At 62.3% G+C, this 24,040-nt stretch carries 19 protein-coding genes; 9 read left to right on the top strand and 10 right to left on the bottom strand.

The genetic code is table 11. The features are described from left to right. Positions 1-15 precede the first annotated feature (15 nt). Together kdpF and kdpA are read left to right on the top strand one after the other, a co-directional pair. Entirely contained in the window at positions 16-138 is a 123-nt protein-coding gene (gene kdpF, locus JIN84_RS22105) for a K(+)-transporting ATPase subunit F (RefSeq protein ID WP_200353277.1), read from the top strand. Between the two features lie 9 nt (positions 139-147). Beyond that, positions 148-1,884, top strand: a complete 1,737-nt coding sequence (gene kdpA / locus JIN84_RS22100) for a potassium-transporting ATPase subunit KdpA (RefSeq protein ID WP_200353276.1) — start codon at positions 148-150, stop codon at positions 1,882-1,884. Between the two features lie 45 nt (positions 1,885-1,929). Here kdpA and JIN84_RS22095 read toward each other — a convergent pair whose 3' ends face one another. The 3 genes from JIN84_RS22095 to JIN84_RS22085 are packed head-to-tail and all read right to left on the bottom strand — an operon-like array spanning position 1,930 to position 5,567. After that, on the bottom strand, positions 1,930-3,531 hold the full coding sequence (locus JIN84_RS22095) for a binary toxin-like calcium binding domain-containing protein (RefSeq protein ID WP_200353275.1): 1,602 nt from the start codon (positions 3,529-3,531) through the stop codon (positions 1,930-1,932). 36 nt (positions 3,532-3,567) lie between these two features. Continuing rightward, complete coding sequence (locus tag JIN84_RS22090) at positions 3,568-4,788, bottom strand: formylglycine-generating enzyme family protein (RefSeq protein WP_200353274.1); 1,221 nt, start codon at positions 4,786-4,788, stop codon at positions 3,568-3,570. Then, a complete protein-coding gene (locus JIN84_RS22085) occupies positions 4,785-5,567 on the bottom strand; it encodes a hypothetical protein (RefSeq protein WP_200353273.1) in 783 nt (260 codons plus the stop codon). Before JIN84_RS22085 ends, JIN84_RS22090 begins: the two co-directional genes overlap by 4 nt. Positions 5,568-5,859: 292 nt before the next feature. Between JIN84_RS22085 and kdpB the strand changes: the two genes are divergently transcribed. The 5 genes from kdpB (at position 5,860) to JIN84_RS22060 (ending at position 12,591) form a co-directional block, all read left to right on the top strand. Then, the gene (gene kdpB, locus JIN84_RS22080) at positions 5,860-7,881 is read left to right on the top strand and encodes a potassium-transporting ATPase subunit KdpB (RefSeq protein WP_200353272.1); all 2,022 of its coding nucleotides are present in this window, start codon (positions 5,860-5,862) and stop codon (positions 7,879-7,881) included. Between the two features lies 1 nt (position 7,882). Next, positions 7,883-8,482, top strand: a complete 600-nt coding sequence (gene kdpC, locus JIN84_RS22075; RefSeq protein WP_200353271.1) for a K(+)-transporting ATPase subunit C — start codon at positions 7,883-7,885, stop codon at positions 8,480-8,482. Then, complete coding sequence (locus JIN84_RS23325; protein WP_200353270.1) at positions 8,479-8,883, top strand: potassium-transporting ATPase subunit C; 405 nt, start codon at positions 8,479-8,481, stop codon at positions 8,881-8,883. Before kdpC ends, JIN84_RS23325 begins: the two co-directional genes overlap by 4 nt. Before the next feature lie 370 nt (positions 8,884-9,253). After that, positions 9,254-11,932 (top strand): sensor histidine kinase, encoded by a 2,679-nt coding sequence (locus tag JIN84_RS22065; protein WP_200353269.1) that lies wholly within the window; start codon positions 9,254-9,256, stop codon positions 11,930-11,932. Next, on the top strand, positions 11,929-12,591 hold the full coding sequence (locus JIN84_RS22060) for a response regulator (RefSeq protein ID WP_200353268.1): 663 nt from the start codon (positions 11,929-11,931) through the stop codon (positions 12,589-12,591). The genes JIN84_RS22065 and JIN84_RS22060 overlap by 4 nt, the downstream gene beginning before the upstream one ends. Before the next feature lie 316 nt (positions 12,592-12,907). Here JIN84_RS22060 and JIN84_RS22055 read toward each other — a convergent pair whose 3' ends face one another. Continuing rightward, the gene (locus JIN84_RS22055) at positions 12,908-13,954 is read right to left on the bottom strand and encodes an agmatine deiminase family protein (RefSeq protein ID WP_200353267.1); all 1,047 of its coding nucleotides are present in this window, start codon (positions 13,952-13,954) and stop codon (positions 12,908-12,910) included. Between the two features lie 148 nt (positions 13,955-14,102). Here JIN84_RS22055 and JIN84_RS22050 point away from each other — a divergent pair, with 148 nt between their 5' ends. Both JIN84_RS22050 and JIN84_RS22045 read left to right on the top strand, forming a co-directional pair. Then, positions 14,103-14,492 (top strand): RbsD/FucU domain-containing protein, encoded by a 390-nt coding sequence (locus tag JIN84_RS22050; RefSeq protein ID WP_200353266.1) that lies wholly within the window; start codon positions 14,103-14,105, stop codon positions 14,490-14,492. Positions 14,493-14,840: 348 nt separating this feature from the next. Continuing rightward, positions 14,841-15,521 carry a hypothetical protein gene (locus JIN84_RS22045; protein WP_200353265.1) on the top strand — a complete coding sequence of 227 codons (681 nt, stop codon included), beginning with the start codon at positions 14,841-14,843 and terminating at the stop codon, positions 15,519-15,521. 39 nt (positions 15,522-15,560) lie between these two features. On the opposite strand, the gene JIN84_RS22040 is transcribed toward JIN84_RS22045, so the two are convergent. From JIN84_RS22040 to dnaX, 6 genes are all read right to left on the bottom strand, one after another. Then, positions 15,561-16,637 (bottom strand): efflux RND transporter periplasmic adaptor subunit, encoded by a 1,077-nt coding sequence (locus JIN84_RS22040; protein ID WP_200353264.1) that lies wholly within the window; start codon positions 16,635-16,637, stop codon positions 15,561-15,563. Between the two features lie 8 nt (positions 16,638-16,645). Beyond that, the gene (locus JIN84_RS22035; RefSeq protein ID WP_200353263.1) at positions 16,646-19,861 is read right to left on the bottom strand and encodes an efflux RND transporter permease subunit; all 3,216 of its coding nucleotides are present in this window, start codon (positions 19,859-19,861) and stop codon (positions 16,646-16,648) included. 143 nt (positions 19,862-20,004) lie between these two features. Further along, complete coding sequence (locus tag JIN84_RS22030; protein WP_200353262.1) at positions 20,005-21,021, bottom strand: endonuclease/exonuclease/phosphatase family protein; 1,017 nt, start codon at positions 21,019-21,021, stop codon at positions 20,005-20,007. Between the two features lie 136 nt (positions 21,022-21,157). After that, positions 21,158-21,463, bottom strand: a complete 306-nt coding sequence (locus JIN84_RS22025) for a YbaB/EbfC family nucleoid-associated protein (protein ID WP_200353261.1) — start codon at positions 21,461-21,463, stop codon at positions 21,158-21,160. A gap of 179 nt (positions 21,464-21,642) precedes the next feature. Then, complete coding sequence (locus JIN84_RS22020) at positions 21,643-22,056, bottom strand: DUF2238 domain-containing protein (protein WP_200353260.1); 414 nt, start codon at positions 22,054-22,056, stop codon at positions 21,643-21,645. Between the two features lie 138 nt (positions 22,057-22,194). Further along, positions 22,195-23,946, bottom strand: a complete 1,752-nt coding sequence (dnaX, locus tag JIN84_RS22015) for a DNA polymerase III subunit gamma/tau (RefSeq protein ID WP_234043647.1) — start codon at positions 23,944-23,946, stop codon at positions 22,195-22,197. Positions 23,947-24,040: the final 94 nt, after the last annotated feature.

Raw genomic sequence — 24,040 nt, 5'->3', positions numbered from 1 at the left:
CACTCGGGGCGTTGTATGCCCGCTTCTGCGAGACCCTCTGATACCGACACCTCCATGGAAACCATCATCATCGCCCTCATCGCATTGTTTCTCATCGGCTACCTCGTGGTGGCGATGATCCACCCGGAAAAATTCTAACACACGCCCATGCACACGAACGACTGGCTCCAATTCATACTCTTTATCGGCGTCCTCGCGCTGATCACCAAGCCCATGGGCATCTACCTGACGAAGGTGCTCGATCCCCATGGGAAAACATGGCTAGATCCTCTGGTCCGTCCGTTTGAAAAACTCACCTACCGGCTGATGGGGGTGGATGTGGCGAAGGAGCACGGCTGGCGGAGCTATACCCTCGCCATGCTCGTCTTCAGCGCGGTGGGCGTCCTTTTCACCTATGCCATTCTCCGACTGCAGCACCTCCTCCCGCTCAATCCCCAGGGACTGCCCGCCTTGAGCCCGGCGCTCGCGTTCAACACCGCCGTCAGTTTCACCACCAACACCAACTGGCAGAGCTACGGGGGAGAGGGCACGATGTCGTATTTCTCACAGATGGTCGGACTGACGATCCACAACTTCACCTCCGCCGCGGTGGGCATCTCCATCGCCGCCGCGTTCGTGCGCGGACTTTCGCGTCACTCGGTGACCACGCTGGGAAATTTCTGGGTGGATGTCACGCGGACCACCTATTATTTGTTGGTTCCCATCTGCCTTGTCTTCGCGGTGTTCCTCGTATCGCAGGGCACGATCCAGAATTTCAAGGCCTATGACACCGCCTCGCTGGTGGAGCCGGCGGGCGAGGTGACCACGCAGACCATCGCCCAAGGCCCGATGGCTTCGCAGTCGGCGATCAAGATGCTGGGCACCAACGGCGGCGGCTATACCAACGCCAACTCCGCCCAGCCGTTTGAAAATCCCACGCCGCTCGCGAATTTCCTCCAGATGCTCTCGATCTTCGCCATCGGCAGCGGACTCACCTGGTATTTGGGAAAGTCCGTGAAAAACCAGGCGCACGGCTGGTCGGTGTGGACGGCGATGATGATCCTCTTCACCACCGGAGTCCTTGCCTGCTGGTGGGCGGAGGCACACGGCAATCCGATCCACCAGGCGCTGGGAGTTTCCTCTCTCGGCGGCAATATGGAGGGTAAGGAAGTCCGCTTCGGCGTTTTCAGCTCCTCGCTCTTCGCCACCGTCACCACCGCCGCGTCCTGCGGCGCGGTGAACTCGATGCACGATTCATTCACCGCCATCGGCGGGCTGGTGCCGCTCTTTATGATCGAACTGGGGGAGGTCGTCATCGGCGGGGTCGGCGCGGGGCTCTACGGGATGTTGGTTTTCGTGGTGCTCGCCGTGTTCATCGCCGGGCTGATGGTGGGCCGCACGCCGGAATACCTTGGGAAAAAGATCCAGGCCTTCGACGTGAAGATGGCGATGCTCGCGCTGCTGGTCCTCACCGCCAGCATCCTCGGATTCACCGCCTGGGCCGCCGCCAGCGCATGGGGACAGGCGGGGCTGAACAACGCGGGACCGCACGGATTCACCGAGATCCTCTACGCCTACAGCTCCGCCACGGGCAACAACGGCAGTGCCTTCGCCGGGCTGACGGCGAATCCCGCCAACGGCGATCCGCATTACAATGTCACCCTCGCCGCCGCCATGCTGATCGGCCGGTTCCTGATGATCATCCCGATCATGGCCCTCGCCGGGTCCATGGTGAAAAAGAAGATCTCCCCGCCCGGCGCGGGCACGTTCCCCGTCTCCGGCACCACCTTCACCGTGCTGCTGCTGGGAACGGTGATCCTCGTCGGCGCGCTCAATTTCCTGCCCGCCCTCGCCCTCGGACCTGTCGTCGAACATTTCCTGATGATCAAAGGCCAGCTTTTCTAAGCGATGGAAGCCTGGCCCTGCGATCCTTCCGAGATTTTCAGACCATCATTTAATGACCTCAACCTCGATCCTCACGAACAAATGTTTCAGTGCTCCGGGCCGGATCCCGACGACGTGATCCACTCCGTCGCCAACGACGGTCTCCACCGGAACCGTCGACCAAGGTTCCCCCAGATTGCCGGTGGTGAATACTTTATAGAGGCGGTTCGGCACTGTCTTCCAACGGACCTGAAACAGGGGGCCTTGGGCATCCGTGGTCATCTGGCTGGTCCGGATTTCGAAGCGCGAAGCCGGATCGAGCGGATTCAATCCGGCGACATATTCCGCGAGATTGTTTTTTCCATCCCCGTCGCTGTCGGCGGTGGGACTCATGCCCGTCCGGTTTCCGGTATTCTGTTCTTCCCACCAGTCGGGGATGCCATCTTTGTCGCTATCCACCAGGGCTCCTCCGGTGTCGCAGGTGAAGATATTTCCTTGGGCGTCGACCTGGATGAGAAAACCGAATTTGGACGGATCACTTCCCGCATTGTATTCCTCCAGATTGTTCAGGGCGTCGGCATCCGGGTTGCCGTTCGCATCCGCAACCAGCGGGTTGAGGCCGTATTGGAGTTCCCACCGGTCGGGCATGCCGTCATGATCGGAGTCAGGACCATATCCGCCGTTGAATCCACCGGTATCGGTGAGGAAATTTACGGACGTCAGGGTACCGGGTCCCTTCCAATCATTGACGAGCGGATTCGTGCCGGCGTTGTATTCAGACAGATTGCTGCGACCGTCACCGTCCGGATCAGCGACGGAGTCGGCGACCAGCGGGTTGGTGCCGAACGTGCTTTCCCATATATCCGGAATGCCGTCGTGATCGGTGTCCGGAAGCCGGTTGGAGAAGTTTCCGACGAAAACCTGGGAAATCTGATAGGCTCCTCCGCTGACATCGCTGGAGCGCGGATGGCGTCCTGATAGATATTCTTGTAAATTGGTCAGTCCGTCGAAGTCGGGGTCGAGCCCGCCGTCCTTCACCGCGAGGTTCAGACCGTAGGATGTTTCCCACCAGTCCGGCATGCCGTCATTGTCCGTATCCCGGGCAAACCCGCCCGGATAGGCTCCGGTATTGGCGAGGAACACACCGGATCGGGCGGACAAGGTGACGGCCTTCTCGGAGACGCGCGGGTTCCATCCGGCGTTGTATTCCGCGAGATTGCCCAAGCCGTCGGAATCGGAATCCCCGGCGCTGTCATCGACCGCCGGATTCAAACCATTGGAGGTTTCCCAGGAGTCAGGCATGCCATCGCCGTCCTGGTCCCGTGCGGGCTGACGGAGTGAAAGCGCGAACAGTCCTGAAACGGCGGAGCGGTCGGCGGTGAAATCAAAGACAAGCGGACGGGTTCCCGCATTGTATTCCGCAAGGTTGTCGAGGTGATCTCCATCCGGATTTCCCGCCGCGTCGTCAAGTGCGGGATTGAGTCCGTTCGCCAGCTCCCACAGGTTCGGCATCTTGTCGCCATCGGTGTCGGGGATGTGAACGGCCGTATCGAGCAGGAACGGCGGAGATATCGCTTCCGGCGCCGCATTGACGGCGATTGTCGCGAAAAACCACACCGCGATCCCAAGGTCACAGGGACATGAACGGGTTTCCGGGGCGTGGCGCATGGTCAAGGGGAGGATGGTGAATCAAGACGGGGACCATCAGGGATTGCTGCGCCGAACCACCCGGAACCCGATAAGCGAATCTGCGGCGTTACGGTCCATTTGTTCCCGATAGTAGATCTTGAGATTGTTATTGGTCGACTGGCTCGAGGAGTTTCCGCCCCGCGTAATCCTACCACTCGAGTTTGTCAGGGAATGGTTTGAGCTGCCAAGCCATTCAACCTGATTGTAAAATTCCAAATCTGTAGGAGCGGTACGTGTCCATTCGGAGAGATTTCCAGCCAAATCATAGAGGCCGAACGCGTTTTTGGTGTCGGGGCCGAAGGGGATCTGATTGCCGTTGTAGTATCCTACCGGTGTCCTGCCATCGGCCATAGGATCTCCGCTGTTCGCATAATTGGCATATCCTCCAGAGATCGAATTTCCCCAAGGATAGGCCCAATGCTCGCCCTGGTCATCGTGATCGGGGCCGCGGGCCGCTTTTTCCCACTCCGCATCTGTCGGGAGGTCATAGCCATATTGAAGGGCGAACGCGAGGGCGCCATACCAAGTCACCGACACCGGGAAATTTGTCTTTCCTCCGACCACCTCGAAATTGTTGACGTTCCAGCGAATGTCTCTGGTGTCGCCGATCAGGATGAGTGTCGACAAACCAACTTCGGTCCACCCTCCTATGGGGATAGCTCTTACGTAGGTCGTCGTTCCTGCCCGTGTGACCTTTCCTGCTGCAAGTGCCATATTGAGGAATTCACAGTATTGGCCGTTGGTGATCTCGTATTTCGACATCCACAAAGACCACGGGATGTTGACGTGTCGGGAAGGGCCGCTGCCTTCCGCTCCTCCGTCCTGTCCCATGAGGAAACCACCTGGCGGAACTTCGTTACCCCATTCGAGTCCGGGAAATCCCTTGGTGTCGGTGGCGATCACTTTCACCCGCATCTGCTCCGAGTATTCGCCATCCCAGTCTTCTCCCGCGTTCCAAGTGATGGTTTTGCCATTGCCGGGCGTCACGGCATCGCCGATGGCTCCGGTGAATGAAAACGCGGGGACCGAATAGACCGTTCCTGCGTTGTCGGATATCTCCACCCGGACCTTGAGTTTGTCCCCATCGGCATCCGCGACGTTGTAGGTGATGTCCACGAACTTGGTGTCGGCACGCTGGACCGCGGTGACGTTGGTCACTTCCGGGATGGCGGCGAAGGCTGTTTGAACGGCCAGAATTCCTGCAAAGGGGCGGAGGAATCGGAATGTCGATTTCATGGTTGGGGTGGGGGCTGTTTGACTTGTAAAAGTGCCGCGGATTGGGATTCGAGATAGGGGGTCAACCACCGGGTCTCGCGAAGGTCGGCGGCTTCCTTGTCGGAGAGCTTGTCCTTCTTGACCGATTCCCGGGAACGGGCGAGAAGGTCGAGTTGGGCGCGGAGGTCGGCAGGCTTCGCCGCGGTCCATACCTTGTCGGTCCGGGTGGATACCCAGGCCTCCCCGACATGGATGGCCTGCAACTCTCCGCGGGTCCCCAGGGCGGCAATCATCTCAATGGTCGGGTCATCCTTAGCAAACCGTGAATCATTGGAGGAAAGGAAGCCGGAAGGTGGGCCGGAATCTGATAGGGAAGAGAGTTCAAGAGGGCTGGCATGGGGTTCGCCGACGACTTTGAATCGTAGCAACGGGGAATCCGACATCAGCTCGGGCTCGCTGTAGTCGATGTTTTTGTCGGTTCCCAGTTCCTTGATGGCGAGACACGTGGTCTTTGCCAGCACAAAGGCATCCATGATCAGGTAGGTGATTCCTTCCTGCCTGACCAGGACCGCTGTTCCTTTTCGCCCGTCAGCATCGATCGCGGCGATATGTTTCGGACGCTTTTGTTCTTCATCGGCACGCATCGCTTCCAGAATGGCGGCACCCGGGCAACCGCATGCCGGACATGATACCGCACGCCGTGAAACCTGCTTGGTGCAATCCGGGCAGGGAAAGAGCGGGGATTCGTCGCCGACGCCGGATTGTATGAAAAAAGCCAGAACGGCCAAAATCAGTGGCATTGTCGCGAATCGGCGGAATGGGGGGCGCGGCAATGGGACGTTCACGAATATGGGTTCTCCTGCCTGTTGGCTGGCTTGTTTCGATGGAACTATGGATAAAGTAGTTAGGAGTCAACTGTAACCCGTGGCGGAAATTTCCTTCGGGCAGGATTCTTTTGGCCGCGGCGTTTCGATGGTGGCTTTTCTAGAGAATTCTGGCCCGTGACGGACGGATTTTAACGCTTTTTTTACGCCTATCGCAGGTCCTTTGATTACCCGGAACCGGGAATCCGTGGAGACTGGGGGCAAGCGTATGTCCCACTCCACACCATCACTGTTCGACAAATCCATCATCGCTCCCGCGGTCGGCGGGGCGTTCCGCAAGCTCGACCCGCGGCTGATGATCAAGAACCCGGTCATGTTCGTCACGCTGGTCGGGGCGGCCCTGACGACCGTGGCGGTCTTCACTTCCCACACCGACCGCGGGTTCGTCATCCAACTCGCCGTCTGGCTCTGGTTCACCGTGTTGTTCGCGAATTTCGCGGAGGCGGTGGCGGAGGGGCGGGGGAAGGCCCAGGCGGACAGCCTGCGCAAGGCGCGCAAGGACACGATGGCCCGGCGCATCAAGGGCGACAAAGAGGAGAAGGTCGCGGCGGCGCTTTTGGAAAAAGACGATCTCGTGGTTTGTGAAACCGGAGACATCATCCCCGCCGACGGCGATGTGGTCCAAGGCATCGCCAGCGTGGATGAAGCGGCGATCACCGGTGAATCCGCACCGGTCATCCGCGAAAGCGGCGGGGACCGCAGCGCGGTGACGGGCGGCACGCGGGTCATCAGCGACCGCATCGTCATCCGGATCACTTCGGAGAAAGGCAACACCTTCCTCGACCGCATGATCTCGATGGTGGAGGGGGCGAAACGGCAGAAGACGCCGAACGAGATCGCCCTCACGATCCTGCTTTCCGCGCTGACGCTCATCTTCCTGCTCGTCGTGGTGACGTTGAAGCCTTTCGGAACCTATGCGGGGATTTCCTTCACCATCCCGGTGCTGGTGGCGTTGCTGGTGTGTCTCATTCCCACGACCATCGGAGGATTGCTGAGCGCCATCGGCATCAGCGGGATCGACCGGCTGATCCGCCGGAACGTGATGGCCACCAGCGGCAGGGCGGTGGAGGCGGCGGGGGACATCGACGTGCTGATGCTGGACAAGACCGGCACCATCACCATCGGCAACCGCATGGCCTCCGACTTCGTGCCCGCGCCCGGTGTTTCCGAGAAGGAACTCGCGGATGCCGCGCAGCTCGCCTCGCTGGCGGACGAGACACCGGAGGGCCGCAGCATCGTGGTGCTGGCGAAGGAGAAGTTTGATTTCCGCGCCCGGGAGGTCGCGCAACCGCATGTCACGTTCGTTCCGTTCACCGCCCAGACCCGCATGAGCGGCGTGGACGTCGACGACCGCCACGTGCGCAAGGGGGCGGCGGATTCGGTGAAACAATGGGTGGAGCAACAGGGCGGCACTTATCCGCCGGAGGTGGAGAAGGCGGTGGAGTCGGCCTCCCGCTCGGGACGGACGCCGCTTGTGGTGGCGGACGGGCGGAAGGTGCTCGGGATCGTGGAACTCAAGGATGTGGTGAAGGGTGGCATCAAGGAACGCTTCGCCCAGCTCCGGAAAATGGGCATCCGCACCGTGATGATCACGGGGGACAATCCGATGACCGCCGCCGCCATCGCCGCCGAGGCGGGGGTGGACGACTTCATGGCCCAGGCCACTCCGGAGGACAAATTGAAACGCATCCGCGAGGAACAGGCCGCCGGACACCTCGTGGCCATGACGGGGGATGGCACGAACGACGCGCCCGCGCTGGCCCAGGCGGATGTGGGGGTGGCCATGAACACCGGCACCCAGGCCGCCCGCGAGGCCGGCAACATGGTGGACCTCGACAGCAATCCGACCAAGCTCATCGAGATCGTGGAAATCGGCAAGCAACTCCTGATGACCCGTGGCTCCCTCACGACATTTTCCATCGCGAATGATGTGGCCAAGTACTTCGCCATCATCCCGGCGATGCTGATGGTGACCTTCCCGGCGATGTCCGCGCTGAACATCATGAAACTCGGTTCGCCCCAGAGCGCCATCCTCAGCGCGATCATCTTCAACGCGCTCGTCATTGTCGCCCTCATCCCGCTGGCGCTGAAAGGCGTACCCTACAAGCCGCTCGGAGCCATCGAGGTCCTCCGCCGGAACCTGCTGGTCTACGGACTCGGCGGACTGGTCGTCCCCTTCATCGGCATCAAGGCCATCGATCTCGTCATCACCAACCTCAACCTCGCCTGATATGAAAAATCTGTTTTCCGTCATTCGTCCCGCCGTCGTTTCCACCCTTGTTTTCGGAGTGGTGTGCTGCGGATTCTACCCACTGGCCGTCACCGGTATTTCCAAGCTGGCATTCGCGAAAAAAGCCGATGGCAGTCTCATCGTTGATGGGAATGGAAAGGTTGTCGGCTCGGAGCTGCTTGGGCAGAACTTCAGCGGCGCCGGCTATTTCCACCCGCGCCCGTCCGCCGCCGGTGCTGCTGGTTATGACGCGGCAGGCTCCAGCGGCAGCAACCTGGGACCCACCTCGCGGAAGCTCGCTGATCAGATCAAGGAGCGCGTCGCCGCCTATCGGGCCACCAACGGCCTGGATGGAAATGCCGGGGTGCCCGCGGATGCCGTGACCGCCTCGGCCAGCGGACTGGACCCCCACATCAGTCCCGCGAATGCCGCGTTGCAAACCGACCGCGTCGCCAGGGCCCGCGGGTTGCCGGTGGAAAAGGTGAGGGAATTGGTCTCCGCGAACACCGACCGCGCGACGCTCGGATTCCTCGGTGAGGATGGTGTGAACGTGGTGAAGCTGAACCTCGCGTTGAACGCGATTTCCCCGTCCGCACCGTGAAACCGAACGCATGGCGATGGATCATCACGGTGGGAGCGGCCGTATTTCTGGCTGTTGTCTGCGTCGTGGCATACCTGAAGCGGCAGGACGTCCGCGTCGTCAGCCCTGGTGAAGAGGCGGCGATCGCGGAGGCATTGCTGGGTGAAAGGCTTTCCGGGCCACGGTATTTCAACCCGGTGGCCGGCGGGGGAGTTGAAACGGCTGGTTCATGGATCAGCGTGACGGATGCCATGGCACAGGTGTCACGCATCGCGGGCGAACGGAAGCTTGATTCCGAGGCGGTGCGCAAGTTGGAACTGCTCATCGACCGGATGGCGGAATCCCATCCCTACCGGGCGGTGGGTGGCGAGAGGATCGATCTTCCGCGCCTGAATCTCTCACTCGACTCCATTGGAAAATAGGAACAGGATCGGTCGGTTTGATCTTTCTCTGATCACAGGTTTTTATTCAAACGCAGATGGCCAGGATGGGCACAAATGAATGGGATCTGATGGATCCTGAAGCGAAGCCGCCTCGGCATGCGGCTTGCGTGAAGCCGTCGCCGCATCAAACGGGTACGGTGGATTTCAAAAACGCCGTCCGGAGTTCAAGCTTCAGCCTGCTCTTTCACAAGCTCCCGTTTTCCACACGGAAGAGCACGCTGAAGCGCGAACTGCGGAAGGCTTCAAGGACTGCGATGGCTTCAGACAACGGCTTCTGCCATGGTATGCCGGGATCGCGTGATGAAGCCGTTGCAGGCGGTGTTTCGCCATATTTCCAAGCCCCGCCCCCATGAACGATCACCGTCCCGATCCGGATGCGCTGCTCGCCCAGGTGCGGCGTGAGGAAACCGAGCGGAAGAGCGGCCGCCTCTACATCCTGCTCGGCATGTGTCCGGGCGTCGGCAAGACCTACGCCATGCTCCTGTTCGCGCGGCAGCGGCAGCAGGACGGCCTGCAGGTCCTCGTGGGGGTGGTGGAAACCCATGGCCGCAGGGAGACCGCCGCGTTGTTGGACGGGTTGCCGTTCCTGCCACGGAAGAAGATTTTATACGGCGGTCATGTGCTGGAGGAGTTCGATCTGGACACCGCCATCCAGCGCAGGCCTGACCTGCTGCTGGTGGACGAACTCGCGCACACGAACGTGCCGGGCAGCCGGCATTTGAAACGCTATCAGGACGTGCTGGAACTGCTTGACGCGGGCATCGATGTCGTCACGACGCTCAACGTCCAGCACATCGAGAGCCAGGTGGACATCGTGCGGCAGGTCACCGGGGTGGCGGTGCATGAGACGGTGCCGGATTCCCTGCTGGATCGCGCGCACGAGATCCAGCTCGTGGATCTCAGCGTGGAGAAACTCATGGTGCGCATGGGCGAGGGCAAGGTTTACATGGGCGAGCGTGCCCAGGCCGCCGCCGAAGGATTTTTCCGCGAGGGAAACCTGACCGCATTGCGCGAGCTCGCGTTGCGCTTCACCGCCGAACGGGTGGACCGCGATCTTGAAGATATCCGCAGGGCGCGGCGGGTGAGCGGTCCTTGGAAGACGAACGCGCGGCTGATGGTCGGCGTGGGGCCGACCCCCTACTCGGAAAGCCTGATCCGCTGGACCCGCCGCGCGTCCGGAAGGCACGGTTGTCCATGGCTGGCGGTGTGGGTGGAGGGGACGCATCCGCTTGGCGAGACGGAGCAGGATTTCCTCACGCGTGGCCTGGGTCTCGCCCGGAAGCTCGGCGCGGAGGTGGTCCACGCGACAGGGGACGATGTGGCGGCCGCCTTGTTGGAAACCGCACGCGAGCGCAACGTCTCGCAGATCGTCGTAGGAAAGGCGGACAAGCGGTCGCTGTGGAAACCGACGCTGGCGGACCGGATCATCGCGGGCAGCGGAGACATCGACGTCTGTGTGGTGCGTCCGGTGATTGGAAGACGGTCCGTCCGTCCGGAGACACGCGGCGGGAAATATCCCCGGTCCCACGGTTTTCACGAATACGGTGTCGTTTTCACGCTGGTGATCGTCCTGACGGTCGCGTGCTGGCAGATCGAGCCGGTGGTCGGCTACACGGTTCCGGCGCTGGTGTATCTTATGGCCATCCTGCTGACGGCGTTCCGCATCAGCCGTTGGCCGATGGTCTTCATGGCGGGGTTGAGCGCGTTGGTGTGGAATTTCTTTTTCATTTCTCCGAAGTTCACCCTCGAGGTCAGGGCGCTGGACGACATGATCTTGCTGGCGATGTTCTTTGCCGTGGCGGTGAGCATGGGTCACCTGACCACCCGGCTGCGGACGCGGGAGATCGCAGAGCGGCGAAGGCAGATGGAGACGGACGCGCTGCTGCGCGTGACCCAGAGCGCGGCGCTGGCTCCGGAGATGGAAAAGGGACTGGCTGAAGCGCTGGCGGTCATCAACTCGGTGATCGGGGCGGACACGGCGCTGGTGGTCCGCAGGCTGGACCGGTCGCTGCCGGCGGCGCACGCGGCCAGCACCTGGCAGCCGGAGGATCACGAACTCGCCGTGGCGAACTGGGCCTACCAGAACAAGTCCGTGGCGGGGCGCTTCACCGAGACGCTTCCGCAGTCGCTGGCCACGTGGTTCCCATTGCAGACGGCGACCTCGGTGATGGGCGTTCTCGGTCTTCGTCTGACGGGCGGGGCGGAGTCGCTGGATTTCACCAGGCGGCAGGCGGTGGAGGCCTTCGCGCTGCAACTCGCGCTCGTCCTGGAAAAGGAACATTTCATCCACGCCGTCAGCCAGGCGGAAGTGATGGAGAAATCCGAGCGGTTGCGGCGGAACCTGCTGGACAGCGTTTCCCATGAGTTGAAAACGCCGCTCGCCGTCATCCGGGCGTCCATCGAGGGCATGGGACTGGGCGATCCCTACGTGGCGGAAATCGATACCGCGACCAAGCGGCTCCAGCGTGTGGTGGACAGCCTGCTGCAGATGACACGGTTGGAGTCCGAGGTGGTCGAGCCGCAACTGGAATGGTGTGACGTGGAGGAACTCGTGCACGGTGCGGTGCGGGCGGCGGGCGATGCATTGTCCGGGCATCCGTTGGGAATCGACATCGTGGCCGACATCCCGCTGGTCAGGACCGACCAGACATTGTTGCAACAGGCGCTGGCGAACATTCTTCACAATGCGGGAGTCTACACGCCCCGGCTGTCCCCCGTTTCGCTCACCGTCCGCCACGCGGAGCAGAAGCTCCGCCTGACCGTCAGGGATCGCGGACCCGGATTGCCGCCCGGTGAGGAGTCGCAGGTGTTCGGAAAATTCTACCGGGCCGCCGGTGCTCCGGCGGGCGGGACCGGGCTGGGCCTGTCCATCGCCCGGGGATTCGTGCAAGCGCTGGGCGGCGACATCGCCGGGTGGAATCATCCGGACGGAGGCGCGGTGTTCGAAATTCTGCTGAAAGCGGAATTTCTCGCCACGGATGACGGAGCTTGTGTCCCGGACCGGATCGCGGAAAATCCAAAGCCATGACCGCGCTGATCATTGACGACGAAATCCAGATCCGGCGCTTGCTGAGACTCGCTCTGGAATCGCGCGGCTACGTGGTGCGAGAGGCTGAAAACGGGCGGCTCGGTCTGCAGGAGGCGGCGTTCCACCGGCCGGATGTCGTGCTGCTGGATCTCGGCCTGCCGGACATGGACGGTCTGGAGGTTCTGAAAAACCTGCGCGAGTGGAGCGCGGTCCCGGTGCTGATTCTTTCGGTGCGGGACCAGGAAGATGTGAAGGTCGCGGCGTTGGAAAATGGCGCGGACGACTACGTCACCAAGCCGTTTTCGACGGCGGAACTGGTCGCCCGGCTGGCGGTCATCCAGCGGCGGCACCACGGCGGGGATTCGCCGGAGATCGTTGTCGGCCCGCTGACGATGCACCTGGACCGTCACGAGGTTTTTCTCTCGGGCGAGTCGTTGAAAATGTCGCCCACCGAATATGCCTTCCTGCGCGCGCTGGCCAAACACGCGGGCAAGATCGTCACGCAGCGGCAGCTCCTGCGCGAGGTCTGGGGCCAGCAGGGCGATGGCCAGACGCACTACCTGCGCGTCTACGCGAACCATCTGCGGAAAAAACTGGGGAGCAAGCTGGTGATCCAGAACGAGGCGGGTATCGGGTATCGGTTGCTGGAACCGGTGTAGGTGATTTCATGGGGAACGTGTGTGATAATCATCAAATCACCGTAAGAGCCGGGACCTTGTCGTCCCATTCTTTTTGCTGCAACCGGTGGCGGCGTTTTGAGCGCTTTTCATATCTCGACGTTCCTTTTCTTTGTGAATTGGAACCACGGATGGACGCGGATACACACGGATGAAGAGATCTGGTGAATGATACAGATCTCAATATACAAAGTGACTGCGCAACCGGTGTGGAGCCACGGACGGTCGGACTACGGCGGCCCCGGTTGCGATGGCGGCAAGAGCAATGAAGCGCCGATGTGGCGCATGAATGCGGAAATCAAGCCGGTTGTTGCTGGGAGATGCAGTGCAGGGTGCCGCCTTCCTCGACGAGTTCGAGGCAGTCGATGCCGACCACCTCGCGTCCGGGGAATAGTTCGCGGATCATGCCGAGGGCGCGGTCGTCGTTTTTTCCCTGGCGGAAGGTCGGGACGAGCACGCCGCCGTTCACGATAAGGAAGTTCACGTAGGAGGCGGGCAGCACGGGAAGTCTCCAGCCGGGGACCTCGCAGGCTTCCGGGAGAGGGATCTCCACCACTTCGAAGGGGCGTTCGTTCGGTCCGAGGAAGGATCGCAGGCTGCTGAGGTTGTCGGCGAGGATCTTCTGGTTCGGCGAGGCGGAGTCCCGGTCGACGCAGGCGAGGACGGTGGTGGGATCGACGAAACGCGCGAGATCGTCGATGTGGCCGTCCGTGTCGTCGCCCTCGATGCCTTGCTTGAGCCAGAGGATTTCCGAAACGCCGAGGCCGTCGCGCAGGCGCTGTTCGATCTCCTCACGGCTGAGGAGCGCGTTGCGGTTCGGGTTGAGCAGCACGGCCTCGGTGGTGAGAAGCTGGCCCGCGCCATTGATCTCGATGGCTCCGCCCTCCAGGATCATGCCGCCTAGGAAAAGGCGTTTGCCAAGGGAGGCGGCGATTTTTCCGGGAATGGCGTTGTCCGCGTCCCATGGCGGGAATTTTCCACCCCATGCGTTGAATTCCCAATCCGTCACCGCCACCTCGCCGGTGTCGCGGTGCTTGACGAAGATCGGCCCGTGGTCGCGGCACCAGACGTCGTTGTGCGGGTGGTCGAAGAGGCGCACACGCTCGGGCACTGCCTTGGCGGAGTTGCAGATGGCGGTGATGGCGGCGTGGTCCTTGCCCGGGGCATTGATGCGGACCTCCTCGAACCGGGAGATGCCGGCGGCGATCTCCGCGAACTTGGACCAGATCATCTCCCGCTTGGCCCCACCCCAGTGACGCGGGTCCTCCACGGGCCATGAGAGCCAGACCGCTTCCTGCGGTGACCATTCGGGGGGCATTGAAAATCCAGCGGCTGCGGCGTTCATGTGCGGAAGATGAGCGGGCCCGGGGACATTTTTCCAGCATTCATCTTCAAAAGGAAAAAATGAACCGCGACTTCCGTGGCTTCCTCTTTTTCCCATGCTGCCCCATTCGTGTGATTGACGGTCGTTCGGGATAAATGAGAATCGCGCCATGCTCCAGACAGGCATTCTCAATCCGCATGTGCTCGAACTGATCGCCCGCGTCCGCCACACCAACACGCTGGTCATCGCGGACTGGGCGTTTCCCTACTGGCCGGAGATCGAGACGGTGGACATCTCCCTGACGAAGGGTATCCCCACGGTGTTGGACGTGCTCGACCTGCTGACACCGGTTTTCAAGATCGGTCGCATCTGGCAGGCTGAGGAATTCCTCATCACGAACACGCCGGAGACGGTGGACCGCTTCGCGAAATCCTTTGGCGGGATCCCGCTGACCCGCGAGGCGCACGTGGAATTCAAGAAGCGCGTACCGGATGCGATCGGTCTGATCCGCACGGGAGACGCCACCCCGTATGGGAATCTGGTGATCGAGTCGGTGTGAAAAAAACAGAGCGCGGAACTTATTCCACGCGAGTTCCCGGGGGCACCCGCACGGATGAACCGGTGTTCCGCGATGGCGGATTTTTTGTGTGGACGTTGATGTCCGTCGGTTCGTGAAGAAAAGGGATACGGATCTTGTTCCAGATACTGACGCTAGGAAGAATTGACACGGAATTTACACAGGAGCGGCGCATTCCATGATTAAAATCCGACGATGACGGTTTTCAAAACATGCCTTGCCGCTCTTGTTTTTCTCTGTCCGCAGACCTTGCGGGCCGGGGTCGTTGTGAGCTTTCCCGAGCCCGACACTTCACCGGGCGTCGAGGGCCTTTTGAAGTCTCTCTCAGAAATGGCACCGCCAGGGGAGGGGTTTGGAAAGCCGAAGCCCGTTCATCTCAATGGCGTGCTGGCCTACATATCCAAACCTTGGGGGCTTCGCCCTGCGGATCGTGACAAGGACATCCAGAGTTTCGACCAGATCAAGGAAGGGATGACGTTCCGGGAGATCGTGTCCTTGCTCGGGCCCGGAGTGCAGGACAGCCTGTCGGGAGTTGGTATGATTTTTTGGGGCTGTAAGGATGGGAGAGTGCTGGTGACGGCGAGGCCCGGTGGCTCAATTGATGAGAAGACTTCCTATCAAATCCGGCTCCAAGGCAGGGACCAAAGGCACAAGGATGTGGCGGAGCTCGCCAGGACGCTCATCGCCGACATCGAAGTCTCCGGTCAGGAGGTGAAAGTGGCCTTGACGAAGGATTCCGATCAAGCGAAGGCCCGCGAGGTGGTAACCTATCAGGTGGGCGGGATGTTCCAGTGGATGGGCCCTTCCGGTTTCCTGCCACGGGTTGATTTCACGATCGAGAAAATCGAGGGGAACTCGGTGTTCTGCCATTACTACTACGGTGCCTTGCCGGAAGGGCTTCTCCATTATTCGGACAGCGGCAGCATCATTCTCACGCCGGACGGAAAGGGCGGTGTCGGCCAGCCAGCGACCGAGGCGAAGTTGAAGGAGGCCGGGGATGGCGGACGCTGACGAAAGCACGCTTGGGCAGGTGCCATTCGTCGATCCCCCTCATTTCGCCGTCTGCACGGTGTCGCCTTCCTTAAGCAGGGCGTTCGGGTTGACGATGACGGCGGTGTCGGGCGTGAGGGCGGCGGAGGTCATTTCAACGGTCGGGCCGAAGTTTCTTCCGGGTAGGACCTCGACATAATGGACCTTGCCGTCCTTCACCGTGGCGACGAGGGATTTGCCGAGGCGGAGGATGAGGGTGTTGTTCGGCAGGACGTAGGTGTCCGGGGCGGGTGGGAGTTGGAAGGCCGCGGTGCCGGTGAGGCCGGCGGGGAGGGTGAGGGCCTTGTTGTCGATGAGCAGCTCGACGCGCATGGTGCCGGAGGCGGTGTCAAAGCTGCGGCTGGAGCGGTGGAATTTCCCGCTGAAATTCTGGCCGGGAAGCTCGTTGAAGCGGACGTTCGCGGTGCTGTCGTCCTTAAGGCGTAGGGCGAGATCCGGGGTGGCGCTGATGATGAAACGCAGCGAGTTCAACCGGGAAAGACGGTAGAGCCAGCCCTCCGCGGTGGAGGAATCTCCACGCATGCGGTCTCCGCGATCGAAGTTCCGGGCGGTGATGGTGCCGTCGAAGGGGGCGGTGACGTTGGAGAATTTCTGCATTTCCTCGGCGCGTGCGAGTTCGGCACGGGCGAGGCGCAGGGCCGCGTCGGTTTCATTGGCGGAGGAGGTGCGCTGTTCGGATTCCTCGAGCGAGACGGCGCGGGATTTCAGGAGATTGGTGGTGCGGTCCGCGTTCTGGCGGGCGTTGTCGGCGCGGGCGAGGGCCTGCTCGACGGAGGCGCGGGCGGCTTCCACCTCACGGTCGATCTCGGGCGCGGAGATGATGGCGAGGACGTCGCCGGTCTTCACGCGGTCGCCGATGTCATACTTCCGCTCGCTGACGATGCCGGTGGCGCGGGTGAAGAGGGTGGCCTGCTCGATGGGTTCGGTGCGGCCGGGGATTTCATAGGCGACGGCACCGACGCTGGCGGCGGGTTGCACGGTGCGGACGGTCGGGATGTCCGCCTTGTCCTGGGCGGCGAGCGGCGAGGTGGCGGCAAGCAGGGTCAGGAGAGCGCGGGAGACGATGGGAGAATTCATGGAAATTTTCAAATGACGGGGCTGGTGGAGGTTTCCGACGCTTCCGGAGCATCGGCATCTTCCTCCTTTTTGCGGAGTTCGCGGCGGGCGGTGTAGCCACGGACGGCGGCGAAGGCGACAGGGACGAGGAAAAGCGAGGCGAAGGTGCCGAAGAGCAGTCCGCCGATGACGGCGCGGCCGAGCGGGGCGTTCTGCTCGCCGCCTTCCGCGTGGCCGAGTGCCATGGGGATGACGCCGAGGATCATGGCCAGCGCGGTCATCATGACGGGGCGGAGGCGGGTGGTGGCGGCCTCGATGGCGGCGTCGTGTGGGGTTTCCCCCTGGTCCACGCGGTCGCGGGCGAAGCTGCTGACGAGCACGCTGTTCGCGGTGGAGACGCCGACGACCATGATGATGCCCATCAGCGCGGGCACGCTGAGCGGGGTGCCGGTGATCCAGAGTCCGAAGAGAGCGCCTGAAATGGAGACGGGGAGTCCGGCGATGGCGACGAAAGGCAGCGTCCAGGACTGGAAGTTCACGACCATGACCAGCAGGACGAGAAAAGCGGCGAGGCCGAGCCCGCCGATGAGTTCGCCGTAGGCGGTCTCCATGAGCGCGGCCTGGCCGGTGAGCTCGATGATGTTCGCGGGCTTGAGCTTTTTCCGCAGGTCGGTGAGGATGTTTTCGAGATCGGCGGTGATGCTGCCGAGGTCGCGGCCCGAGGCGTTCGCGACGACGGTGAAGGTCGGCTGCAGCGAAGTGCGGCTGACGCTGGCGGGCGAGCGTTTTTCCACGACGGTGGCGAACGACCGCAGGGGAACCGCCGCGCTGCCGCCTGTGGAGGGACGGATGGGGAGATTGAGCAGTTGTTCCACCGCCTTGAGGCTGGCGGGCGGGGCGAGGACCTGGACGTCGTAGGCCGCTCCGGTGGCGGGATCCGACCAGAAGTTCGGCGCGACGGAGCCGCCGCTGCCGAGCGCGGCGAGCAGGGCGTTCGCCGCGTCCTGGGCGTTGATGCCGAAGCTGGCGGCGCGGGCCCGGTCGATGCGCAGGGCGTAGCCGGGCTGGTCGAGCACCTCGCGCAGGGTGACGTCCACCGCGCCGGGGACCTTGGCGAAACGTTCCTTCAGCTCACGGGCGAGGGCGAGGTTGCCCGGGACATCGCGTCCCATGAGGCGCACCTCGAAGGTGGTGGGCGCACCGGAGGCGAGGGTTTGGCTGGTGGCGTCCGCCGGGCGGAAAAAGAACTGCACGGTGGGGAATTTTTCCGCGAGCATGGTGCGGATTTTTTCCACGTAGCCCTCGCTGGGGCCGTGTTCATCCGCGAGCTGCACGAGGATCTCACCATCCGCGGAACTGATGGCCGTGGTCTCCACCCATGCCTGGTTCACGGAGCTGGGGGTGCCGATATTTTCCACAACGAACTGCAACTCCTCCTTGGGAATGAGGCCGCGCACCTCGCGCTGGATGTCCGCCATGACCTGGGCGGTGTCCTCGATGCGGATGCCGCTGGGCGTGCGGACAAAGAGGCGGATGAGGCCGGCGTCGGTTTTCGGGAAAAATTCGCGGCCGGAGTTCAGCGCGGAAAATCCACCGATGGCGGCGGCCACGAGCACGGGGATGATGGCGATCCACTTGTGCCGGAGCAGGAAGCCGAGGATGCGGCCCTGGGTTTCCGCGAGGCGGTCCACGCCGTGCTCGATGGCGTGGTGGATGCGGAAGAGTCCGCCGGGTTTGCGGCCCGCCCGCTTTTTCTCCGCGCGGAGTTCCGCAGGCAGGATGATGGAGGCGAGCGTGGGCACCAGTGTGCGGGCCAGCAGATAGCTGGCGATCATCGCGAACACCACCGCCAGCGCGAGCGGACGGAAGACGTAGGAGGAAGTGCCGCTCAGCAGGAAGATGGGCAGGAAGACGATGCAGATGGAAATGGTGGAAACGAACTCCGGGAAAGCCACCTCCCGCGCTCCGTCGATGATGGCGGTGCGCACGTCCTTGCCGAGGGCGATCTGGCGCTTGATGTTCTCGATCTCTACCAGCGAGTTGTCCACCAGGATGCCGATCGCAAGCGCCAGTCCGCCGAGCGTCATGAGGTTGAAGGTGGCTCCCATGAGGCTGAGTCCGAAGATGGAACACAGAAGCGCGAGCGGGATGGAGGTGAGCACGATGAGCGTGGAGCGCCATGAACCGAGGAAAAGCAGGACCACACAAGCGACGAGTCCGCCGACGAGCAGGATCTCATGCTCCACGCCCTTCACCGCCGCGCGGACGAAGATCGATTGGTCGAAGATCGGCTCGATCTTCATGCCCGGAGGCGCGGAGGCCCTGATCTCCGGGAGGCGCTCCATGATGCCGTCGATGATGTCCACGGTGGACGCGCTGCCGAGCTTGAGGATGGAGATCATGACGGCATTCTGGCCGTTCAGACGGGCGATGTTCGTGCTGACGGCCTCGCCGTCGCGGACGTTCGCCACGTCCCGCAGCAGGATCATTTTCCCCTCCACCGAGCGCAGCGGGAGATCGAGGAACGCCTGGATGGTTTCCGGGCTGGCGTTGATTTCAATCGGAAGCTCGCGGCCTCCCTCGCGCAGGCTGCCGGAGGGCAGGGTGAGGTTCTGGCGGCTTACGGCGGCGGTGATTTCCGCCGCGGAAAGCCCGTAGGCGTTCAGCGCGTCCGGGTCGAGGTCCACCATGATCTGGCGGGCCGCCCCACCGTAGGGCAGGGAGATCCGCATGCCCGGCACGCTCTGGAGCTGGGCCCGGAGGGCGAGGCGCGAGTAGTCGAAGAGCTGGCCGCTGGTCATGGTGTCCGAGGACATGACGAGCTGGACGATAGGCACGCTGGACGGGCTGGTGCGGATGACAAGCGGCGGCGTGGTGCCGGTGGGCATCCGGCGCAGGATGGTCTGGGAAACGCCGGTGACCTGCGACATCGCGGTGTTGATGTTCACGTAGGGCTGGAAACGCAGTTTCACGAGACCGATGCCGTTCGAGGTCTCCGAGCGGACTTCCTGCAGGTCGTCCACGTTGTTCAGCGTGGCGATCTCGGAGAAGGACGTGATCTTCGACGCCATTTCCGCCGCGTTCAGGCCGTTGTAGTTCCAGACGAGAGTGATTTCCGGGCTATCGACGCGGGGAAGGATGTCGGTGGACATCCGCTTCCCGGACATGATGCCGAAGAGCAGGATCAAAATGGCCAGCACCCCGATGGTGTACTTGTAACGAAGTGCGAAGAGGACGATCCACATGACAAAAAAAGAAGGCGCTGAAGCTGTATCAGGGGAACCATTTCCCGCCGGACCAACCTCTCGAAAGAGAGCGGAGAGCAGGTTTTATTCCCGATGATTTTTCCTGCAAAAAGACCCAGATGGGCAAAAAGTCAAACGCTTGTTTAATGTGAGCGTCTTGTGGGCGCGAGAAAATCGGCGATGACCATGCGATGGTCGCTGTTCCGGGTGGCGACGACACGGCTGCGGACCGGGACGAAATGGCGGGTGGCGTAGATGTGGTCGATGCGGAGGATCGGCAGGCGGCGCTGGAAGGTGTTTCCCCAGCCGGTCCCCGCCGCACCGAAGGCGTCCACCAGATCCGGCGCGAGCGTGCGGTGGACGATGTCCGAAGCGGGGGCGTTGAAATCCCCACCCAGAATGGTCGCCTTGTGGGGGAAATGAGTGGATCCGGCGAGGAACCTGCGGGTGACGGCAAGCTCGGCCAGACGGGTGGCGCGGTTCACCCGGTGCGCGGACCATGCGTATTTCCGCCAAAGTCTCAGGTCCGTGGAGGCGCTGGGGAGGTGGATGTTCACAACCTCCATTTCCTGGCCGCCGGGCGTGCGCACGGTGACCTGCAGGGCGCGGCGGTTCCGGTCGGTATTCGGAAGGTCCCGCGTGATCCTCCAGCGGGTGACGATGGCATTGCCCGCATGGAAGCGGAGATCGCCCCGGCCGCCGTAAAGCGTATCCGCGATCTGGCGGGCCAGGTGAGGTTCCACTTCCTGCAGCAGCACGATGTCGGGCTGCCAGACGGCGAGGTCCGCCGCAGGATTTCCATAGATGAAGGTCGAGCAGTTCAGCGTGACGACCCGCAGGGTGGGGCTCCCCTCATAAGGTGCGGCACGGCCGGGCAGGGGGGGCGGTTTCCCGATGTTCAGCAGCGCGTGCGCCTCATCCGCGCCGACGAGCAGGGTGACGGCCCAGACGCCCGCCATGAGGAGGGAGAAGCGGGCGCGCAGGAAATAAAACGCGCCGAGGCACAACAACATCCCGAAGCCACCCCATAGCCAGATGGGCATCACGGTGAAGGCCGCGAACCGGTCCGGTTGCAGCGCGAAGGTGTAGACCGTGAAAAGGTGGAGCACCAGGGAAAGTCCGACCACCAGCCATCCGAGGAAGCGGCAGAAGGTGGACATGCGGGGAGAGAAAATTTTTAAATCCCAAGGATCAAATTCCAAACGGAAGAGGAGAGATGCGGAGCATTTCTTGAAAATACAGCGGCTTCTTCCTCTCCGTTCGGGATTTATGATTTAAGATTCAGGATCTCAGCTCTCACATGCCCGGGATGTTCAGCCCGCCGGTGAGCTTTTTCATTTCCGCGGCGGCGGTTTCCTTACCCTTGGAGATGGCCTCCTGCACGCCTTTGAGCACGAGTTCCTCCAGGAACTCCGCGTCGCCCGGATCGATCACGGACGGGTCGATCTTGATGGAAAGCACGTCGCCGGAACAGGTGGCGATGACGTTCACCTTGCCGCCGCCGACGGAGGCGGTGACGGTCTGGATGGCGAGTTCTTCTTGTTTCGCCGCGAGCCCCGCCTGCATCTGCTGGGCCTGTTTCATCAGTTTCTGGATGTTCATGGAATGATTTAAAAGGAGTTACACGGCCCTGTGCCAGGTTTCGGTGATGGCCGCGCCGGAATGGTAAACGAAATGCAGCACTCGTCTATGTTTAGGTGCGGAGGCTTGGGAGGATGCGTGGAGGGTGAGGGGGCGCATGAGGAGGAAACCTTGTTGATCGAGACTCATCATGTGGAATTTCACGCAACCTTCCTCTGACTGCGGTATTCCCGAACGCCGAGGATGCCGACGGTGGTGATGGTGCCGAGAACCCCGTTGATTTCATCCACCATGGTTTCATGGATGCTCCGCTGGATTCTGCTGCCGAGGAAAACGTCTGATGAAAATTCGGCGATCTCCCACCAGATCGCGGCGGAACAGCCCGCGAGGAATGTGGCCGCCAGCCTGCCGGGGACGGTGGGCGTGCCCATCCAGCGGACGAGGAACGGGATGTTTTTCCAGGCGAAATAAGAAAACGCCAGGCCGCCGGAGAAGTGGTTGATCCAGTCGATCTGCGTGCGGTAGCCTTTTACGGAGGCGAATTCGTGAAAAACGAGCACCGCGACGGGCGCCCAGACCCCGGTGTCACGGATGAGCTGGAGAAGTTTTTTCATCGGCGATGGGTGGGATCGTCCGCGGTCGAGGGCAGTGCCCGGGGACGGATGCCTGATGAGGGGCGTCAGGTCCGGGATCGGTGAAGATGGATTTCGAAAAATCAGGCACGATGAAAAGAGGAACACCAAGGTCCCTTCTCAGGCCACCACTTTTCCTTCGAACTTCACCAGCGCGGCCTGGATGAGCGGGTCGTTGTAGAAGGCGTCCTCGGTGATGCTCGGTGCGGGTGCCACGGGTTCCGGGGCTTTTTCCACGACGGGTGCGGCGGGCTTCTCGTTCTGCCATGGTGGCGGCTCGGTGGCGGTCGGCATCTCGCTGACTTCCGGTGCCTCGGCGATCATCAGGTCGAAGGCGGAGAGCCCTCCGGTGATGCGCGGTTTGGTGGCGACCGGGGCGGATTCCTCCACGGCTTTCTGCTGCGGAGCGGGATTCCATTCCTTCGCGACGGGAATGGTGGAAAGGTCCGGTTCGGACGCTGTCGCGGGTGTGGGAACAGGCGTAGGTTCCGGAGCAGGTGCTGCAACGGCCGGTGGTTTCGCTGGGGCGGCCGCGACAGGTGTTGGTTCCGGCGCGGGAGTGGAAACCGCAGCGGTTGCGACGGGCTCCGGCGCTGGTTTCTCTTCGGCGGCGACCGGTGCAGGGGTGGCTGGAGGGCTGGCGGCAACAGCGGAAGCGGCTGGACCTGCGGCGCCCCTCGGTGGATCGAGGACGATCGACCCGGCGGCCGGCATGAAATCCGCGCCTTTGGTCAGGACCTTGATCACGTCGGTGATGCGGACTTCCCCCAGCGATTGGATGGCCTTGATGACGCCCAGCTCGAAGTGCAGGCGCTTGTTCGTCGCCCACTTCATGCGGCCTTCCGTTTCGGCGAAGACGTCGATGGCGGAAAGAATGCGGTCCGGCGCGTATTCGTCGGCGGAGGTGAGGAGAGCGGTCCACAGGTGGGCCGGGATGCCTTCGCCGTCGGCGGAGGGATCGAGCTTGGCGACAAGCAGGGCGCGCAGGCAGCCGATGAGTTCTCCGAGGAGTTGGGAAAGCTCGCGGCCGCTCTCGGCTTCCTTCTGGATGAGCGCGAGCGCGGCGGGGTTGTTGCGTGAGAGCAGCGTCTGGGTGAGCGAGGCGACCTTTTCCCGCGAGGTGAAGCCGAAGACGTCGAGCACGTTCGCCTCGTTGATGCTGTCCCCGCAGAAGGAAACGAGCTGGTCGAGCATCGACTGGGCGTCGCGCATGCCGCCGTCCGCGCCTTTCGCGACGGCCCACGCGGCGGTTTCATCGAGGGTGATGCCTTCCTCCCTCGCGATGTGCGACAGGTGCGCGGCAATGGTCTCCGTCGGGATGGGGCGCAGGTCGAAGCGCTGGCAGCGTGAGAGGATGGTGGGCAGGATCTTGTTCGCCTCGGTGGTGGCGAAGATGAATTTCACGTGCGGCGGCGGTTCCTCCAGCGTCTTGAGCAGCGCGTTGAACGCCGCGTTCGAGAGCATGTGGACCTCGTCGATGTAGAAGATCTTGAACTGTCCGCGCGCCGGCGCGAAGCGCACCGACTCACGCAGGTCCCGCACCTGCTCCACGCCGTTGTTCGACGCACCGTCGATTTCCAACACATCCAGCGAGCGTCCTTCCGCGATCTCGACGCAGACGTCCTCGTCCGGGTCGAAGTCCGCGTTCGGCCCGCCGGTGCAGTTCAACGCCTTCGCGAGAATCCGGGCGGTGGAGGTCTTGCCGGTGCCGCGCGGGCCGACGAAAAGATACGCGTGGGCCAGCCGTTTCTGGGCGATGGCGTTGCGTAACGTCCTCACGACATGATCCTGTCCGAGCACGTCGTTGAAGGTTTTTGGGCGGTATTTTCTGGCAAAGACCTGGTAACTCACGGCGCGGAGTGTAGGGATCAAGCCGGGTTTGTCATGACCGACTTTTCACGAATCCGAAAAATCGACGGAAAACCTTGCTGGACAGTCGGTGATGGATTCGGAAAAATGGCCGATG

The sequence above is a fragment of the Luteolibacter yonseiensis genome (assembly GCF_016595465.1).
In the GTDB taxonomy this organism is placed as follows: Bacteria; Verrucomicrobiota; Verrucomicrobiia; order Verrucomicrobiales; family Akkermansiaceae; genus Luteolibacter; species Luteolibacter yonseiensis.
This window is presented reverse-complemented; position numbering and strand designations above follow the sequence as displayed.

What these genes read in the sequence shown, in the direction of transcription:
- kdpF (WP_200353277.1), top strand. Translation starts at nt 16, where the DNA reads ATGCCCGCTTCTGCGAGACCCTCTGATACCGACACCTCCATGGAAACC.
- kdpA (WP_200353276.1), top strand. Translation starts at nt 148, where the DNA reads ATGCACACGAACGACTGGCTCCAATTCATACTCTTTATCGGCGTCCTC.
- JIN84_RS22095 (WP_200353275.1), bottom strand. Translation starts at nt 3,531, where the DNA reads ATGCGCCACGCCCCGGAAACCCGTTCATGTCCCTGTGACCTTGGGATC.
- JIN84_RS22090 (WP_200353274.1), bottom strand. Translation starts at nt 4,788, where the DNA reads ATGAAATCGACATTCCGATTCCTCCGCCCCTTTGCAGGAATTCTGGCC.
- JIN84_RS22085 (WP_200353273.1), bottom strand. Translation starts at nt 5,567, where the DNA reads ATGCCACTGATTTTGGCCGTTCTGGCTTTTTTCATACAATCCGGCGTC.
- kdpB (WP_200353272.1), top strand. Translation starts at nt 5,860, where the DNA reads ATGTCCCACTCCACACCATCACTGTTCGACAAATCCATCATCGCTCCC.
- kdpC (WP_200353271.1), top strand. Translation starts at nt 7,883, where the DNA reads ATGAAAAATCTGTTTTCCGTCATTCGTCCCGCCGTCGTTTCCACCCTT.
- JIN84_RS22065 (WP_200353269.1), top strand. Translation starts at nt 9,254, where the DNA reads ATGAACGATCACCGTCCCGATCCGGATGCGCTGCTCGCCCAGGTGCGG.
- JIN84_RS22060 (WP_200353268.1), top strand. Translation starts at nt 11,929, where the DNA reads ATGACCGCGCTGATCATTGACGACGAAATCCAGATCCGGCGCTTGCTG.
- JIN84_RS22055 (WP_200353267.1), bottom strand. Translation starts at nt 13,954, where the DNA reads ATGAACGCCGCAGCCGCTGGATTTTCAATGCCCCCCGAATGGTCACCG.
- JIN84_RS22050 (WP_200353266.1), top strand. Translation starts at nt 14,103, where the DNA reads ATGCTCCAGACAGGCATTCTCAATCCGCATGTGCTCGAACTGATCGCC.
- JIN84_RS22045 (WP_200353265.1), top strand. Translation starts at nt 14,841, where the DNA reads ATGGCACCGCCAGGGGAGGGGTTTGGAAAGCCGAAGCCCGTTCATCTC.
- JIN84_RS22040 (WP_200353264.1), bottom strand. Translation starts at nt 16,637, where the DNA reads ATGAATTCTCCCATCGTCTCCCGCGCTCTCCTGACCCTGCTTGCCGCC.
- JIN84_RS22035 (WP_200353263.1), bottom strand. Translation starts at nt 19,861, where the DNA reads ATGTGGATCGTCCTCTTCGCACTTCGTTACAAGTACACCATCGGGGTG.
- JIN84_RS22030 (WP_200353262.1), bottom strand. Translation starts at nt 21,021, where the DNA reads ATGTCCACCTTCTGCCGCTTCCTCGGATGGCTGGTGGTCGGACTTTCC.
- JIN84_RS22025 (WP_200353261.1), bottom strand. Translation starts at nt 21,463, where the DNA reads ATGAACATCCAGAAACTGATGAAACAGGCCCAGCAGATGCAGGCGGGG.
- JIN84_RS22020 (WP_200353260.1), bottom strand. Translation starts at nt 22,056, where the DNA reads ATGAAAAAACTTCTCCAGCTCATCCGTGACACCGGGGTCTGGGCGCCC.